Here is a 16,036-nt window from a genome sequence, read left to right on the forward strand (position 1 = left end):
AGCCTGGTACCCGTGATCAGCGCGATAGTCATCGGGGGCACCGAAGCCTCCGGCCTGCGCCCGAGGCACCACCGTGCCCGGGCCCTCGCTGGTCCCCGCTGCCGGGACGTGGCGCCTATGGCTCATTCCCTCCCGGTCGGCTCTCTCGACGGCGTAGCGCCGATCCCGAACGGACATCCCGCCTCGCGGAGCTATGCCATTCCTTCCTTCACCTACGTCACGCAATGGCGCGCGACAGGAGCCAGAGGACATGCAGACCAAGCTGGACGAAGCAAAGGCCGAGCTGCTCGCGCGGGCGGCCCGGGTAGCTGAGAACAGCCCGGCCGGGGGGCTACTTCCGACTGGGTCCGAGCAGGGGGAGCGTCCAGATCAGGACACGGTGCTCGCCTACCTCCAGCGCTACTACCTGCACACCGCCCCCGAGGACCTGTTGGACCGGGACCCGGTCGACGTGTTCGGGGCAGCGCTCTCGCACTACCGGCTCGCGGAGAAGCGGCCGCAGGGCACCGCGAACGTGCGCGTGAACACGCCGACCGTCGAGGAGAACGGCTGGACCTCCAGCCACTCCGTCGTCGAGGTCGTCACCGACGACATGCCCTTCCTCGTGGACTCCGTCACCAACGAGCTGTCCCGCCAGGGCCGCGGCATCCACGTCGTGATCCACCCGCAGGTCGTCGTCCGCCGTGACGTCACCGGCAAGCTGATCGAGATCCTCGGCCCCGACTGCGACGCGCACGGCCCCAAGACCGCGCGCCCCCACGACTCCCTCGTCGAGTCCTGGATCCACGTCGAGATCGACCGCGAGACCGACCGGGCCGACCTCAAGCAGATCACCGGCGACCTGCTGCGCGTCCTGTCCGACGTACGCGAGTCCGTCGAGGACTGGGAGAAGATGCGCGACGCGGCGCTGCGCATCGCCGACGGCCTGCCCGACGAGCCCACCGCCCCGGACCTGCGCGAGTACGAGCTCGAAGAGGCCCGCGAGCTGCTGCGCTGGCTCGCCGACGACCACTTCACCTTCCTCGGCTACCGCGAGTACAACCTCGTCGACGGCGACGCCCTCTCGGCCATCCCCGGCACCGGCCTCGGCATCCTGCGCTCCGACCCGCACCACAGCGGCAAGGACGACGGCCACCCCGTCTCGCCGTCCTTCAACCGGCTGCCCGCCGACGCCCGCGCCAAGGCCCGCGAGCACCGTCTGCTGGTGCTGACCAAGGCCAACAGCCGCTCCACCGTGCACCGTCCCTCGTACCTCGACTACGTGGGCGTCAAGAAGTTCGACGCCGAGGGCAACGTCGTCGGCGAGCGCCGCTTCCTCGGCCTGTTCTCCTCCGCCGCGTACACCGAGTCCGTGCGCCGCGTCCCGGTGATCCGCCGCAAGGTCTCCGAGGTCCTCGAAGCCGCCGGCTTCGCGCCGTCCAGCCACGACGGCCGCGACCTGACGCAGATCCTCGAGACCTACCCGCGCGACGAGCTGTTCCAGACCCCGGTCGACAAGCTCCGCGAGATCGTCACCTCCGTCCTGTACCTCCAGGAGCGCCGCCGGCTGCGGCTGTACCTGCGCCAGGACGAGTACGGGCGCTACTACTCCGCGCTGGTCTACCTGCCGCGCGACCGCTTCACCACCGGCGTGCGGCTGCGCCTGATGGACATCCTCAAGGAGGAGCTCGACGGCATCAGCGTCGACTTCACCGCCTGGAACACCGAGTCGATCCTCTCCCGCATCCACTTCGTCGTCCGCGTCCCGCAGGGCAAGGACCTGCCGGTCCTCACCGACACCGACGTCGAGCGCATCGAGGGCCGCCTCGTCGAGGCCGCCCGCTCCTGGGCCGACGGCTTCTCCGAGGCCCTGGTCGCCGAACTCGGCGAGGAGCGCGCCGCCGAGCTGCTGCGCAAGTACGGCACGTCCTTCCCCGAGGGCTACAAGGCCGACCACTCGCCGCGCGCGGCCGTCGCCGACCTCTGCCACCTGGAGCGGCTCTCAGCCAGCGACCGCCCGTTCGCGCTCTCGCTGTACGAGCCCGTCGGCGCGGGCCCCGGCGAGCGCCGGTTCAAGATCTACCGCACGGGTGAGCAGGTCTCGCTCTCCGCGGTCCTGCCCGTGCTCCAGCGCCTGGGCGTCGAGGTCACCGACGAGCGCCCGTACGAACTGCGCCGCTCCGACCGGGTCAGCGCCTGGATCTACGACTTCGGCCTGCGGATGCCGGCCGTCGGCGCGAACGGCGACGCGTACCTCGGGGACGACGCCCGCGAGCGCTTCCAGGAGGCCTTCACGGCCGTCTGGACCGGCCAGGCGGAGAACGACAACTTCAACACCCTGGTGCTGAGCGCCGGGCTGGACTGGCGGCAGGCCGTCGTCCTGCGCGCGTACGCCAAGTACCTGCGCCAGGCGGGCTCCACCTTCAGCCAGGACTACATGGAGGACACCCTCCGCAACAACGTCCACACCACCCGGCTGCTGGTCTCCCTCTTCGAGGCGCGGCTGTCTCCCAGCCGCCAGGCCGCCGGCAGCGAGCTCGTGGACGCCATGCTGGAGGAGCTGGACGGGGCCCTGGACCAGGTCGCCTCGCTCGACGAGGACCGGATCCTGCGGGCCTTCCTCACCCTCATCAAGGCCACCCTTCGCACCAACTTCTTCCAGGAGGCGAAGGGCTTCGAGTGGCACGACTACGTGTCGATGAAGTTCGACCCGCAGGCCATCCCCGACCTGCCGGCGCCCCGCCCGGCGTACGAGATCTGGGTGTACTCGCCGCGGGTCGAGGGCGTGCACCTGCGCTTCGGCAAGGTCGCGCGCGGCGGCCTGCGCTGGTCCGACCGGCGTGAGGACTTCCGTACGGAGATCCTCGGCCTGGTCAAGGCGCAGATGGTCAAGAACACCGTGATCGTGCCGGTCGGCGCCAAGGGCGGCTTCGTCGCCAAGCAGCTCCCGGACCCCTCCGTGGACCGTGACGCCTGGCTCGCCGAGGGCATCGCCTGCTACCGCACCTTCATCTCGGCGCTGCTCGACATCACCGACAACCTGGTCGCGGGCGAGGTCGTGCCGCCGGAGGACGTGGTGCGCCACGACGAGGACGACGCGTACCTCGTCGTCGCCGCCGACAAGGGCACCGCGACGTTCTCCGACATCGCCAACGAGGTCGCCCTCAAGTACAACTTCTGGCTCGGTGACGCCTTCGCCTCGGGCGGCTCGGCCGGTTACGACCACAAGGGCATGGGCATCACCGCCCGCGGCGCGTGGGAGTCCGTCAAGCGGCACTTCCGCGAGCTCGGCCACGACAGCCAGACCCAGGACTTCACCGTCGTCGGCGTCGGCGACATGTCCGGCGACGTCTTCGGCAACGGCATGCTGCTCTCCGAGCACATCCGCCTGGTCGCGGCCTTCGACCACCGGCACATCTTCCTCGACCCGAACCCGGACGCGGCCACCTCGTACGCCGAGCGCCGGCGCCTGTTCGAGCTGCCGCGCTCCTCGTGGGCCGACTACGACACCTCGCTGATCTCGGCGGGCGGTGGCATCCACCCGCGTTCCGCGAAGGCCGTCCCGGTCACCGCGCAGGTCCGCGAGGCCCTGGGCATCGAGGCGGGCGTCACCAAGATGACCCCGGCCGAGCTGATGCAGGCGATCCTCAGGGCCCCCGTGGACCTGGTGTGGAACGGCGGCATCGGTACCTACGTCAAGGCCACGTCCGAGACGCACGCGGACGTCGGCGACAAGGCCAACGACGCCATCCGCGTCAACGGATCCGACGTACGGGCCAAGGTCATCGGCGAGGGCGGCAACCTGGGTCTGACCCAGCTCGGCCGCATCGAGTTCGCCCGGACCGGCGCGGACGGCCAGGGCGGCAAGATCAACACCGACGCCATCGACAACAGCGCCGGCGTGGACACCTCCGACCACGAGGTGAACATCAAGATCCTGCTCAACGCGGTCGTCGCGGACGGCGACATGACCGTCAAGCAGCGCAACAAGCTGCTCGCCGAGATGACCGACGAGGTCGGCTCGCTGGTGCTGCGCAACAACTACGCGCAGAACACCGCCCTCGCCAACGGCGCGGCGCAGGCCCCCAGCCTGCTCCACGCGCAGCAGCGCTTCATGCGCCGCCTGGAGCGCGAAGGGCTGCTCAACCGGGAGCTGGAGTTCCTGCCCACCGACCGGCAGATCCGTGAACTGCTGAGCAACGGCAGGGGCCTGACCCAGCCGGAGCTGGCCGTCCTGTTCGCCTACACCAAGATCACGGTGGCGGCCGAGCTCATCCACACCGAGCTGCCGGACGACCCGTACCTGCGCCGCCTGCTCTTCGCGTACTTCCCGGCCGCCCTGCGGGAGAAGTTCCCCGAGCAGGTCGACGGGCACGCGCTGCGCCGGGAGATCACCACCACGCTGCTGGTCAACGACACCGTCAACACGGGTGGTTCGACCTTCCTGCACCGCCTGCGCGAGGAGACCGGAGCCTCCACGGAGGAGATCGTCCGGGCGCAGCTCGCGGCCCGCGAGATCTTCGGCCTGGCCGAGGTGTGGGACGACGTCGAGGCCCTCGACAACAAGGTCGCGGCCAGTGTCCAGACCCGGATCCGGCTGCACTCGCGGCGCCTGGTCGAGCGCGGTACGCGCTGGCTGCTGAACAACCGGCCGCAGCCGCTCCAGATCACCGAGACCATCGACTTCTTCGCGGAGCGGGTCGCGCACGTCTGGGCCGAGCTGCCGAAGCTGGTGCGCGGCGCCGACCTCGAGTGGTACCAGTCGATCATGGACGAGCTGATCGGCGAGGGCGTGCCGGAGGAACTGGCGGCCAAGGTGGCCGGCTTCTCCTCCGCCTTCCCGACGCTCGACGTCGTCGCGATCGCGGACCGCACCGGGGTGGCCCCGCTGGACGTCGCCGAGGTCTACTACGACCTCGCCGACCGCCTGGACATCACCCAGCTGATGGACCGGATCATCGAGCTGCCGCGGTCCGACCGCTGGCAGTCGATGGCCCGCGCCTCCATCCGCGAGGACCTGTTCGCGGCGCACGGGGCCCTGACCGCCGACGTGCTGTCGGTGGGCAACGGCAGTTCGACTCCCGAGGAGCGCTTCAAGGCCTGGGAGGAGAAGAACGCGGCGATCATCGGCCGGGCCCGGACGACCCTGGACGAGATCCGCGGCTCGGACGACTTCGACCTGGCGAACCTGTCGGTGGCGATGCGGACGATGCGCTCGCTGCTGCGCGCGCACACCTGATCGGGCCGGGGAATACCGGAACGGGCCGGGCCCGGGACCACAAGGTCCCGGGCCCGGCCCGTTTCCGTTCCTCAGCGGCCCGAGGAGAAGGCCTCGTACGCGTCGCAGACCTCCGACGCGGAGCCGTCCATGCGCAGGACGCCCGCTTCAAGCCAGATCGCGCGGTCGCAGGTCTCGCGGACCGTGTTGATGCCGTGGCTGACGAGGAACACGGTGCCGGCGCGTTCGCGGAGTTCCTCGATGCGGTCCTGGCTGCGCCGCTGGAAGGCGGCGTCGCCGGTGGCCAGGGCCTCGTCGATCATCAGGACGTCGTGGTCCTTGGCGGCGGCGATGGAGAACCGGAGCCGGGCGCCCATGCCGGAGGAGTACGTGCGCATGGGCAGGGAGATGAAGTCGCCCTTCTCGTTGATGCCGGAGAAGTCGACGATGTCCTGGTAGCGCTCCTTGATCTGCTCGCGGCTCATGCCCATGGCGAGGCCGCCGAGTACGACGTTGCGCTCGCCGGTCAGGTCGTTCATCAGTGCGGCGTTCACGCCGAGCAGGGACGGCTGGCCGTGCGAGTAGACCGCGCCCCGGGCCACCGGCTGGAGGCCGGCGATGGCTTTGAGCAGCGTGGACTTGCCCGAGCCGTTGGAGCCGATGAGGCCGATGGCCTCGCCCTTGTACGCGGTGAAGCTGACGCCCCTGACGGCGTGGACCTCGCGGATGCCGGGGGCGGGCTTGCGGGAGAAGATCCGGCTGAGGGCGGCGGTGGCGCCGCCCTTGCGGCCGCCTCCGTGGACCTTGTAGACGACGTGGACCTCGTCGGCGATCACGGTGGGGGTCTTCGTCGAAGTGGTCGAAGTGTCAGCCACGGCCGTACTCCTCCTCGGCCTTCCAGAAGTAGACGAATCCGCCGACCCCGGCGAGCAGGGCCCAGCCGATGGCGATCGGCCACACGTGCTGCGGGAGCGAGTGCGCCGTGAAGCTGTCGATCAGGGAGAAGCGCATCAGGTCGATGTAGACGGCCGCCGGGTTGAGCTTGAGCAGCATCGACACCCAGTGCGGCAGCTGGTCGGTCTTGAGCATCTGGTCGATGGACCACATGACGCCCGAGGAGTACATCCAGGTGCGCAGGACGAACGGCATCAGCTGGCTGACGTCGGGGCTCTTGCTGCCGATGCGGGCCATGACCATGGCGCAGCCGGCCGCGAAGACGGCCGTCAGCAGCAGCGTCGGGACGGCCAGGAACCAGGAGAGGCTCGGCGTCTGGCCGAAGGCGAGCAGCAGGATGACCAGGGCGCCCATGGTGACGAGCAGCTGCTGGAAGAGCTGGATGACGGTGGAGAGGGGCAGGCTCGCGCGGGGGAAGTGCAGGGCGCGGACCAGGCCGAGGTTGCTGTGGACGGCACGGGTGCCGGCGTTGATGGAGCTGCCGATGAAGTCCCAGACGAAGACGCCGGTGATCAGGAACGGCACGTAGTCGGGCACGTTGTGGCTGGCCCGCATGACGAGGCCGAAGATGAAGTAGTAGACCGCCGCGTTGAGCAGCGGGGTCACCAGGTGCCAGACCTGGCCGAGCTTCGCCGTGCTGTACGTGGCCTGCATGCGGGCGGTGGCGTACGCCGTCACGAAGTGGCGCCGGTCCCAGAGCTCCGCGATGTAGCGGGGGAGGGAGGGGCGGGCGCCGCTGAGGGTCAGGCCGTGGGCGGCCGCCAGTTCCGCCGGGGTCGGCGGGGCGGTCGGGGGTGCGGTCGCGGTGGTCACAGAGGTCGCTTTCGACGGGGGTCAGGGCGTCGTAGCCGATGGGACGGGTCCGTATCGTCGCTACGGCGAGGTTAGGACCTTGCGCGTCGGAACGCAACCGTATCGTCGTGACGGCTGGGTGCTGGCGTGCGCCGCTATGCTCTGTGCATGACCACCGACCCTGCCGCCACCCCAGCCCGCCGTGCCCCCGCCGGGGCCGCCGTCCTGCGTGAGGACGTGACCGAGGCGATCAGGGAGGCGGTGGTGGAGGAGCTGGCCGCGGTCGGCTTCTCCCGGATGTCCATCGAGGGCATCGCGCGCCGGGCGGGCGTCGGGAAGACCGCGGTCTACCGGCGGTGGAAGTCGAAGCTGCACCTGGTGCTGGACCTGGTCGGCGCCTTCGCGGTGGACGGCCTGCCGGTGCCGGCGACGGGCTCGCTGTACGGAGACGTACGGGCCCTGCTGGAGGTCATGTCGCACGTACTGCGGCACCCGGTGGCCTCGGCGGTGATCCCCGACCTGCTGGTCGAGGCGGCCCGCAACCCGGAGATCGCGGACGCGGTGCGCGGCGCGCTGCTGGACGGGCAGCGGCGGATGGCCGAGGGGATCGTCTCGGACGCGGTCGCCCGCGGTGAACTCCCGGCGGACATCAGCCCGGACCACGCCCTGGACCTGCTGATCGGCCCGCTCTACTGGCGCCAGGTGGTCGTCCGGGACGCGGTGACGTCCGCCCACCTGAACACCCTGGCGCACCAGGTGGTGGCGGGCCTGAAGGCGGGCTCGGGCCCTGCCTGAGGGCCCGCCCAGGCGGCTACGGCCAGGCGGGGGTCAGGGTCGGTTCCGGGGTCGGAGCCGGGGCCGCGGGGGTGGGGCGGCGGTCTTGCAGGGGGGTGATCGCCGGGATCGGGGTGGACTGGCCCAGGAAGATCCGGCGCACCACGCGCTCCGCCGCGTGGCCGTCGTCGTACGAGCAGAAGCGCGCGCGGAACGACGCCCGGAGCTGCGCCGAGCGCGAGCCCTGCCAGTGGCCCGTGGCGAAGATGTCCACCAGTTCGTCCTCGGTCCGGGCGATCGCGCCCGGCGGGCACGAGCGCAGGTCGAAGTAGGTGCCCCGGGCCGCCTCGTACGCCTCCCAGTCGTCCGCGTGGATCACGATCGGCCGGTCCAGCGCCGCGTAGTCGAACATCAGGGACGAGTAGTCCGTCACCAACGCGTCCGAGGCCAGGCAGAGTTCCTCCACCGAAGGGTGGGAGGAGACGTCCAGGAGGCGGGAGTGGGCCTCCACCGGTGACGGCGCGTCCGCGTACGTGAGGTGGGTGCGGGTGAGGATGGTGAAGCGCGGGCCCAGGTCGCGCAGGACCCGCTCGAAGTCCAGGTGGTCCGGCCGACTGCGCCGGTAGTCGCGGTGCGTCGGCGCGTACAGGATCGCCGTCGAGCCCGCCGGGATGCCCAGGCGTTCGCGGAGTTCGAGGACGTCCGCCTGGGTGGCCCGGTGGAAGACGTCGTTGCGCGGGTAGCCGTACTCCAGCGTCGTGTACGAGGACGGGATCGCCTTCTCCCAGACCAGGGTGGAGTGCCGGTTCGCGGAGAGCAGGTAGTCCCACTGGTCGGCGCCGCGCAGCAGGCCCGCGAAATCCGTGGTCGGGGTGGCCGCCGGGCGGTCCTGGAGGTCGAGCCCGACCCGCTTGAGCGGGGTCCCGTGCTGGGTCTGGACCACGATCTGGCCCGGGCGCTTGACCAGGGTGCGCTCGAAGTTGACGTTCGTGACCAGGTACGAGGCCCTGGCCAGGGCCGTCCAGTACGCCGCCGAGCCCGGGCGCAGCGCCTTCGTCTCCCTGGGGAGGGTCGCCGCGTGCGCGGGGTCGCAGATCCAGGCCGTGCGCATCCGGGGCGCGAGCTCCCGCAGCTTCGCCTCGATCGCCGCCGGGTTGCAGGCGTAACCGCCGTGCCAGTACGCGGAGAAGACCGCGAACTCCGGGCGCAGCGGCAGCAGGCGCTGGACGCGGTAGTGGAGGCGGAGGGCCGTTTCGCGCAGCCCCCGGCCCAGGGCGGAGGCGCCGCGGCCCGTCGACAGCCCGCACGAACGCAGCGCCGACAGCAGCCGGTACGTGCGCCGGACCCCCAGCCGCATCAGGAGGTGGCGGATCCGGTCGGTCCGGGAGAGGGACAACGGCCGTGCCCCCGGGGCCCGGTAGCGGCGCAGCAGGGCGGAGGCCCGGCTGAAGAACTCGGCCCGGCTCCCGCGCGGGAGGCGGCGCGGGTCGGCGTACAGGGCGCAGAAGTGCTCGGCCATCCGCCGGTGCACGGCGGGGCGCCAGCGCTCCAGCTCGGGGCGGCCTGCGAGATAGCCGAAGACGCGGTCGTACTGCTCGAAGATGTCGAGGTGGCGGTGGCTGGAGGTGGTCAGGATCGAGCCGGTGCGGCGCTGGCGGTAGTGGACGCAGACCCGGTCCAGGACGGCGACGGACTCCGCGGCCAGCAGCGCCGGGTAGGTCCAGGGGGTGTCCTCGTAGAAGCCGGGCGGGAACTCGAAGCCCTCGCGCTCCACGTACTCGCGGCGGTACGCCTTGTTCCACACCACCATCAGCATGCCGAGCAGGGCCGGCCGGTCGGCGAGGCGGAAGCTGGCAGGGCCCTCCTCGGAGAGCCGGTGCGAGAGGCGGTTGCGCACGAGCTCGCCGGTCCAGAAGGTGCGCGCGTAGTCGTAGACCAGGACGTCGGGTGAGCCGGTGGCCTTCAGCCGGTCGGTGATGGCCTGGAGGGCGCCGGGGGCCAGGGTGTCGTCACCGTCGAGGAAGACCAGGTAGTCGCCGGTGGCCCGGGCCAGGCCCGCGTTGCGGGCCGGGCCCAGCCCCAGGTTGTGCGCTAGGTGCACGGCGGTCACGCGAGGGTCCCGGGCCGCGTACTCGTCGATGATCGAGCCGCAGGCGTCCGGGGAGGCGTCGTCGACCGCGATCAGTTCCAGATCCGGGTACGACTGCGTCAGGACCGAGTCCAGACTCTCCTGGAGGTACGCCTGGACCTTGTACGCGGGCACGATGACGCTGAACCGGGGCACGGCACATCCAGGGGTCGGCGCGGGCATATTTCTCAGGAACCCCCGGCACGGCGATCGGGTTACGCAGCGTGCGGCAATCGGGTTACGCAGCGTCAACGCCGCACGTCAACCGACCCCTCCTGCCTGATCGCCTGCTTGACCGCCTACTTGATCGCCCCCGCCATCACCCCCGAGACGAACTGCCGCTGGAAGGCGAAGAAGACGACGAGCGGAACCACCATCGACAGGAACGCGCCGGGCGCCAGCACGTCGATGTTGTTCCCGAACTGCCGCACCTGCTGCTGGAGTGCCACCGTCACCGGCGGGTTGGCGGAGTCCGCGAAGACCAGCGCCACCAGCATGTCGTTCCACACCCACAGGAACTGGAAGATGCCGAGCGAGGCGATCGCCGGGCCGCCCAGCGGCAGCACCACCCGGGTGAACAGCCGCAGTTCGCCCGCCCCGTCCAGACGGGCCGCCTCCAGCAGCTCGCGCGGGATCTCCGCGAAGAAGTTCCGCAGCAGGAACACGGCGAACGGCAGCCCGAAGGCGGTGTGGAAGAGCACCACGCCCGCGGTGGTCTCGAACAGCCCGATGGCACCGAAGAGTTCGGAGACCGGGATCAGCGCCACCTGGACCGGGACCACCAGCAGCCCGACGACGACCAGGAAGAGCCAGTCCCGCCCGGGGAACTCCAGCCAGGCGAAGGCGTAACCGGCGAAGGAGCCCAGCACCAGGACGAGCAGGGTCGTCGGGACCGCGATCGCGACGGTGTTCAGCAGCGAGCCGGTGATCGTGTCGTTCGCCAGCAGCCGCTCGTAGTTGCCGGAGGTCAGCCTCGAGGGCGCCGTCAGCATCTGCCACCAGCCGCCCTTGTTCAGGTCGGTGGGGGAGAGGAAGGAGGAGATCAGCAGACCGAGGGTGGGCAGCAGCCAGAAGAGCGCGGCCGCGACCAGGAACACCCGCACCGCTCCGCCCGCCACGCGGGCCGCCAGCCGGCCGCCGCGCGCACCGGGAGCCGCCGGGGTGCTCTTCGGGGCCTTCGCCGGGGCGCTCACCCGGGCGTTCACCGGAGCGCTCATCGGGACCCCTCCTTCCGCAGCCGACGGATGTTCACCAGCATCACCGGGACCACCAGTACCAGCAGCAGCACGGCGATGGCGCTGCCCAGGCCCGGATGGGCGTCCGTGCCGAAGGAGGTCCGGTACAGCTGGAGCGCGAGCACGTTCGCGTCGTCCTGCACCGCCCCCGGCGCGATCACGAAGACCAGGTCGAAGATCTTCATCACGTTGATGACGAGGGTGACGAGCACGACCGCCAGGACGGGAGCGAGCAGCGGGACGGTGATCCGGCGGAACACCTGCCACTCGTTCGCCCCGTCCACCCGCGCCGCCTCCAGCAGCTCCCGCGGTACGGCGGCCAGCCCGGCCCCGATCAGCACCATCGCGAAACCGGCCCACATCCATACGTACGCCCCGATGACCGCCGGGGTGACGAGGGTCGGGCCCAGCCACTGGACCCCCGAGTACGCCTCGCGGAAGTTCGCCGCCGGCAGCCGCAGCCGGGCCCCGTCGGCCTTCGCGGACAGCGTGAAGGTGCCGTCGGCGCGGGCCGTCGCCGTATCGACCACCCGGCCGTCCTTGACCGCCTCGATCCGCATCCCGGCGAAGGCCTGCTCGGCCGGGTCGACCGCGTTCGTACGGCCGCCCCCGCCACGGGTGAAGTCCTGCCAGGCCGTCCCGGTGACCTTCCCGGGCTCGGCGGCCGCCGCCCTGGCCGTACGGGTGCCCTCCGGCAGGGCCTCCGGGGCCACGCCGACCAGCGGCAGCAGCACGGGGGTGCCCGCCCGGACGGGATCACGGGTCACGAAGGCGCCGCCGCCTGCGTCCGTCAGCGGGGAGTCCCGGCCCGGGCGGGCCTTGGGGAAGGCCGAGGACTCCGCGAAGGTGTCGTGGACCCCGACCCAGACCGCGTTGGCGACGCCCCGGTCGGGGTCGTGGTCGTAGACGAGGCGGAAGATGATGCCCGCCGCCAGCATCGAGATCGCCATCGGCATGAACACCAGCAGCTTGAACGCCGTTCCCCAGCGCACCCGTTCGGTGAGCACCGCGAAGATCAGGCCGAGGGCGGTGGCCGTGGTCGGGGCGAGCACCACCCACAGCGCCGTGTTCGTCAGGGCGGTGCGGATGGTCTTGTCGCTCAGGATCTCCCGGTAGTTGTCCCCGCCGACGAAGCCGGTCCCGGGGCGGTCGAAGAAGCTGCGGTAGACCGAGTAGCCGATCGGGTGCACGACGAGCGCGCCGAGCAGCACGAGGGCCGGCAGGAGGAACGCCGCCGCGATCAGGCGGCGGCGCCTGGCCTCGGCCGAGCGGGCGGTCCTGCCCGCGGTGGCGGCCGGGGCGGCGGCCGGGGTGGTGACCTTGGCCGTCACCGGGATCAGTTCCCGTAGGCCTTGGCCGCGTCCGCCTCCAGTTTCGCCTGGGTGCCCGCCACGTCCGACGGGTTCGCCAGGAAGTCCTGGAGCGCCTTCCACTCGCCCGCGCCCGGGGTCCCGCCGAAGGCCGCCGGAGCCTGGTCGGACATGTCGAAGCGGAAGTCGTCGCCCGCCGCGATCAGCGCCTTGGCGATGTTGCGCTGGATGTCATTGGGGTACGCGGCCAGGTCGACCGCCTTGTTCGGGGAGATGAAACCGCCCTCGCGGGCCTGGATGGCGGCCGCGTCCGCCGAGGCCAGGAAGGTCAGCAGCGCCTGCGCGCCCTTCGAGGGCTTCAGCGCCACCGCCACGTCACCGCCCGAGACCACCGGTGCCTTGGCGCCGACGGCCGGGAACGGGAAGACGAGCGCGTCCTCGCCCACCTTCGCCTCGGTCTGCGCGATGTTCACCGCCACGAAGTCGCCCTCGTAGACCATCGCGGCCGCCGGACGGTCGCCGCCGGTGAAGGTCTGGGTCACCGACTTCGGGAACTCGGTGGACAGGGCCCCGCTCGGCCCGCCCGCCAGGAAGTCCTTGCGGCCGAACAGCTCGCCCAGCGTGGTCAGGGCCTGCTTGACGCTGTCGTCCGTCCACTTGATCTGGTGCTTGGCCAGCTGGTCGTACTTCACCGGACCGGCCTGGGAGAGGTAGACGTTCTCGAACCAGTCGGTGAGGGTCCAGCCGTCCGCACCGGCCACGGACACCGCCGGGGTGCCGGAGGCGGACAGGGTGTCGGCCGCGGTCAGCAGCTCCTTCCAGGTCGCCGGGGGTTTGACGCCCGCCGCCTCGAAGGCCTTCGCGTTGTACCAGATCAGCGACTTGTTGGCGGCCTTGTAGTAGACGCCGTACTGGGTGCCGTCAACGGCACCGAGCGTCTTCCATCCCGCCGAGTAGTTCTTGTCGAGCTGCGCCTGGGCCTCCGGGCCCACCGGCTGCGCCCACTTGTTCTGCACAGCCGAGACCAGCGCGCCGACCTGCGGGAGCAGCGCCACGTCCGGCGGCGCCCCGCCCGCGATCTTCGAACCGAGGAAGGTGACGATCGGGTCCTGGGCCGGTACGAAGGTGACGGAAGCCCCGGTCCGCTTCTCGAACTCCTTGAGGACCTTGGTGAAGTTCTCCTGCTCCGGTCCCGTCCAGACCGCGGCGACCTCCAGCTTCTCGCCGTTCAGCTGGGGTAACGCCACCCCCGGGGTCTGAACCGCACCGCCCGGGGCCGGCTTCTCCTTCTCGCCTTCGCCCCCGCCGCACGCGCCGAGCGTGAGCGCGCCCGCCGCGGCCAGTGCCGCCCAGCTGAGTGTCGTACGGCTCGATCCGTGCCTGCGCATGGCTGTGCCCCCGATGCCCGTGGTGTGTCCCGGACCACAAGGTCTACGCCGACCCGCGCGCCCCCGCAATACCGCGTCGGGGTGGCAGGGGTGGCGCCGGGGTGGGGCGCGCGCGGGCCGGAGCGGCCCTACGGCGCGGGCGGGAAGAGCACGGGTATCGCCGAGACCAGGTGCGAGGCCCGGTCCAGGGCGCTGGCCAGCAGCGCGAGGTCGGTCGGCCCGTTGCCCAGCTCGCGCACCGGGCGGCGGGCCGGCGGGTCGCCCATCCGCTCCCACTCCACCGGCACCACGGTGGGCCGCTGGGTCGCCGTCCTGGGGATCCGGCCGGTGACCCGGCCCGCCTGGAAGGGGACCGTCCGGCCGTCCGGGTAGCGGAGCCGGCCGCGGCCGGGGCCCGGCTGGTCGGGGGCGTCGAGCTCCACGCGCAGGGTCGACAGCCGGGCCAGGACGGTGTCGGCCGTACGGTCCGGGCGGGCGCTGGTGGCCACCAGGTGCACCCCGAGCCGGGCGCCCTCGCGGGCCACCGCCTCCAGCGCCCGGACCACCGAACCGGCGGCGGGGCGGCCCGTGCTGCCGAGCCCCGGCGCGACCAGCGCGTCGAAGTCGTCCACCAGCACCACCAGGCGGGGCAGCGGACTGGGCCCGACCGGGTCGGTACGGGCCGACAGCGAGGCACGGAGCCGCAGCGTGCCCGAACGCTGGGGTTCGAGGTCGCCGCTCAGCTCGCCCTCCGTGGGCTGGCGGGGCGAGACCATCCGGTCGGAGAGCTCGCGCCGTCCGTGCCACTCGGCGAACGGCGTCCCGTCCAGCAACTCGGCACGGCGCTTGAGCTCCGCGCCCAGCGCCTGGGCGAACTCCCGCATCCGCAGCGGATCCGAGGCGACCAGATGGGCCGAGACGTGCGGGAGCTCGGTGCAGGGCAGCAGCCCGTCGCCGCGCTCGCCGCCCGCCCCGTCGAGCAGGACCAGCCCGAGCCGGTCGGGCCGGGCGCCCGCCGACAGCGAGGCGGCCACCGAGCGCAGCAGCTCGGTCCGCCCGCTGCCGGCCGGTCCCTCGATGAGCAGGTGCGGGCCGTCGTGGACCAGCTCGGTGCCGACGGGGCCGCGCCGCCCGCTGCCCAGCACCAGCTCGGCCAGGCCGCCGACCCCCTGCCCCTGCTCGGTGGCGGCGGCCCAACGGGCCATCAGGGAGGCCGGGGTGGCCCGCGCCAGCCCCAGCTCGTCCAGCAGCCGGGCGGTGGCGGGCAGGGTGGCGGCGGCCGGCCGGTAAGGCTCGGCGGTGCCCGCGCCGTCGGCGCGCAGCGGTGCCAGCGCCCGGGCGAACCGCTCGGCCCAGGCCGCGGACACGGCGTCGGCGGTGGCCGTCTCGCCGCTCGGGGCCGGCCTGCCGCCGCTGACCGCGAAGGTCCGTACGGTCGTGGCCACGTCCCCGCTGAGCAGGGAGACCGCGCCGCAGTCCCGGAAGGCCGGGGTGCTCGCGCAGGCGGCCTCGTACGTCTCGGCGACCGGGGAGGCGGGCGTGGCGGGCGGTGCCTCGGCCAGCGCCAGCACGTGGATCCCGGCGGCCGGGCCGTGGGAGGCGAGCCGCCCGGTGATGTCGCGCAGCGCACCGGCGCCGGGATCGCCGTCCAGCACGAGGAGGGTGTACGGGCCTTCGTAGGCGTCGGCGGCCTGCCGCACCCGCTCGGGATCGGCGGCGGCCCAGTGCGTACCGAGCGGACTGTCGTCCAGGCGCCGGGTCAGCTCACCGGTACGGGCGGCCGCCTGGTCGCGGTCGTACGCGAGGAGCAGCCGGCAGTCCTGGCCGTGCGCGGGCCGTACGTGGGGCAGCCAGCCGAGCCAGCCCCAGTCGCGGCGCCGCTCGGCGAGGGCGCGCGCCCGGTCGGTGGAGACGAGCACGATCTCCAGCTGCGCCGGCGCGTGCAGCGCCGCCAGCTGCGCGACCACACAGCGGGCCACCCCCGCCAGCCGGGGCGCGGGCCGGCGATGCCGAGGGCTCCGACGGTGCGCAGCGGCACCCGGCTGCCGGCTCCGAGCCCCACGTCCAGTACCCCGTGGTGTCCGGGCGTACGGGACCACAGCCGCTCGGTGGGTCCCAGCGCGGCCAGCAGCAGCGCGGCCGGGTCGCCGGGGCCGGGTACCGCGGCGGTGGCCACGGCCGCCGGCCCGGCCGGGGCCTCGGCGGCCTCCTCGCCCCGCACCCACTTGCGGGCCCAGGCGCCGAGCCCCTTGCGGCGGCCGGCGGCCTGTTCGCCGGGT

9 protein-coding genes are annotated in these 16,036 nt (G+C 72.3%); 2 read left to right on the forward strand and 7 right to left on the reverse strand.

All coding sequences use genetic code 11. The features are described 5' to 3' along the window. The first annotated feature begins 250 nt into the window (after positions 1 to 250). The gene (locus OHA89_RS22945; RefSeq protein ID WP_266609546.1) at positions 251 to 5,218 is read left to right on the forward strand and encodes an NAD-glutamate dehydrogenase; all 4,968 of its coding nucleotides are present in this window, start codon (positions 251 to 253) and stop codon (positions 5,216 to 5,218) included. A gap of 71 nt (positions 5,219 to 5,289) precedes the next feature. Here the strand turns inward: OHA89_RS22945 and OHA89_RS22950 are convergent, their stop codons facing one another. Together OHA89_RS22950 and OHA89_RS22955 are read right to left on the reverse strand one after the other, a co-directional pair. After that, positions 5,290 to 6,072, reverse strand: coding sequence for an ABC transporter ATP-binding protein (locus OHA89_RS22950; RefSeq protein WP_406366968.1), 783 nt, complete (start codon positions 6,070 to 6,072; stop codon positions 5,290 to 5,292). Further along, positions 6,065 to 6,964, reverse strand: coding sequence for an ABC transporter permease (locus OHA89_RS22955; RefSeq protein WP_406366969.1), 900 nt, complete (start codon positions 6,962 to 6,964; stop codon positions 6,065 to 6,067). The genes OHA89_RS22950 and OHA89_RS22955 overlap by 8 nt, the downstream gene beginning before the upstream one ends. Positions 6,965 to 7,111: 147 nt before the next feature. Between OHA89_RS22955 and OHA89_RS22960 the strand changes: the two genes are divergently transcribed. Continuing rightward, positions 7,112 to 7,738 carry a TetR/AcrR family transcriptional regulator gene (locus tag OHA89_RS22960; protein ID WP_257556112.1) on the forward strand — a complete coding sequence of 209 codons (627 nt, stop codon included), beginning with the start codon at positions 7,112 to 7,114 and terminating at the stop codon, positions 7,736 to 7,738. A 16-nt stretch (positions 7,739 to 7,754) separates the two neighbouring features. Here the strand turns inward: OHA89_RS22960 and OHA89_RS22965 are convergent, their stop codons facing one another. From OHA89_RS22965 to OHA89_RS22985, 5 genes are all read right to left on the reverse strand, one after another. Continuing rightward, positions 7,755 to 10,028 (reverse strand): CDP-glycerol glycerophosphotransferase family protein, encoded by a 2,274-nt coding sequence (locus OHA89_RS22965; protein WP_406366970.1) that lies wholly within the window; start codon positions 10,026 to 10,028, stop codon positions 7,755 to 7,757. Between the two features lie 116 nt (positions 10,029 to 10,144). Beyond that, positions 10,145 to 11,062, reverse strand: a complete 918-nt coding sequence (locus OHA89_RS22970; protein WP_266609549.1) for a carbohydrate ABC transporter permease — start codon at positions 11,060 to 11,062, stop codon at positions 10,145 to 10,147. Then, positions 11,059 to 12,324 carry a carbohydrate ABC transporter permease gene (locus OHA89_RS22975; protein WP_266612376.1) on the reverse strand — a complete coding sequence of 422 codons (1,266 nt, stop codon included), beginning with the start codon at positions 12,322 to 12,324 and terminating at the stop codon, positions 11,059 to 11,061. Before OHA89_RS22975 ends, OHA89_RS22970 begins: the two co-directional genes overlap by 4 nt. 92 nt (positions 12,325 to 12,416) lie before the next feature. Beyond that, positions 12,417 to 13,778, reverse strand: coding sequence for an ABC transporter substrate-binding protein (locus tag OHA89_RS22980; protein ID WP_257556115.1), 1,362 nt, complete (start codon positions 13,776 to 13,778; stop codon positions 12,417 to 12,419). A gap of 128 nt (positions 13,779 to 13,906) precedes the next feature. Then, complete coding sequence (locus OHA89_RS22985; protein WP_406366971.1) at positions 13,907 to 15,724, reverse strand: FtsK/SpoIIIE domain-containing protein; 1,818 nt, start codon at positions 15,722 to 15,724, stop codon at positions 13,907 to 13,909. Positions 15,725 to 16,036: the final 312 nt, after the last annotated feature.

This window comes from Streptomyces sp. NBC_01546, assembly GCF_045208355.1.
GTDB lineage: Bacteria > Actinomycetota > Actinomycetes > Streptomycetales > Streptomycetaceae > Streptomyces.

Bases quoted from the DNA above. Each gene is read 5' to 3' on its own strand.
- OHA89_RS22945 (WP_266609546.1), top strand. From the start codon at position 251: ATGCAGACCAAGCTGGACGAAGCAAAGGCCGAGCTGCTCGCGCGGGCG.
- OHA89_RS22960 (WP_257556112.1), top strand. From the start codon at position 7,112: ATGACCACCGACCCTGCCGCCACCCCAGCCCGCCGTGCCCCCGCCGGG.
- OHA89_RS22965 (WP_406366970.1), bottom strand. From the start codon at position 10,028: ATGCCCGCGCCGACCCCTGGATGTGCCGTGCCCCGGTTCAGCGTCATC.
- OHA89_RS22970 (WP_266609549.1), bottom strand. From the start codon at position 11,062: ATGAGCGCTCCGGTGAACGCCCGGGTGAGCGCCCCGGCGAAGGCCCCG.
- OHA89_RS22980 (WP_257556115.1), bottom strand. From the start codon at position 13,778: ATGCGCAGGCACGGATCGAGCCGTACGACACTCAGCTGGGCGGCACTG.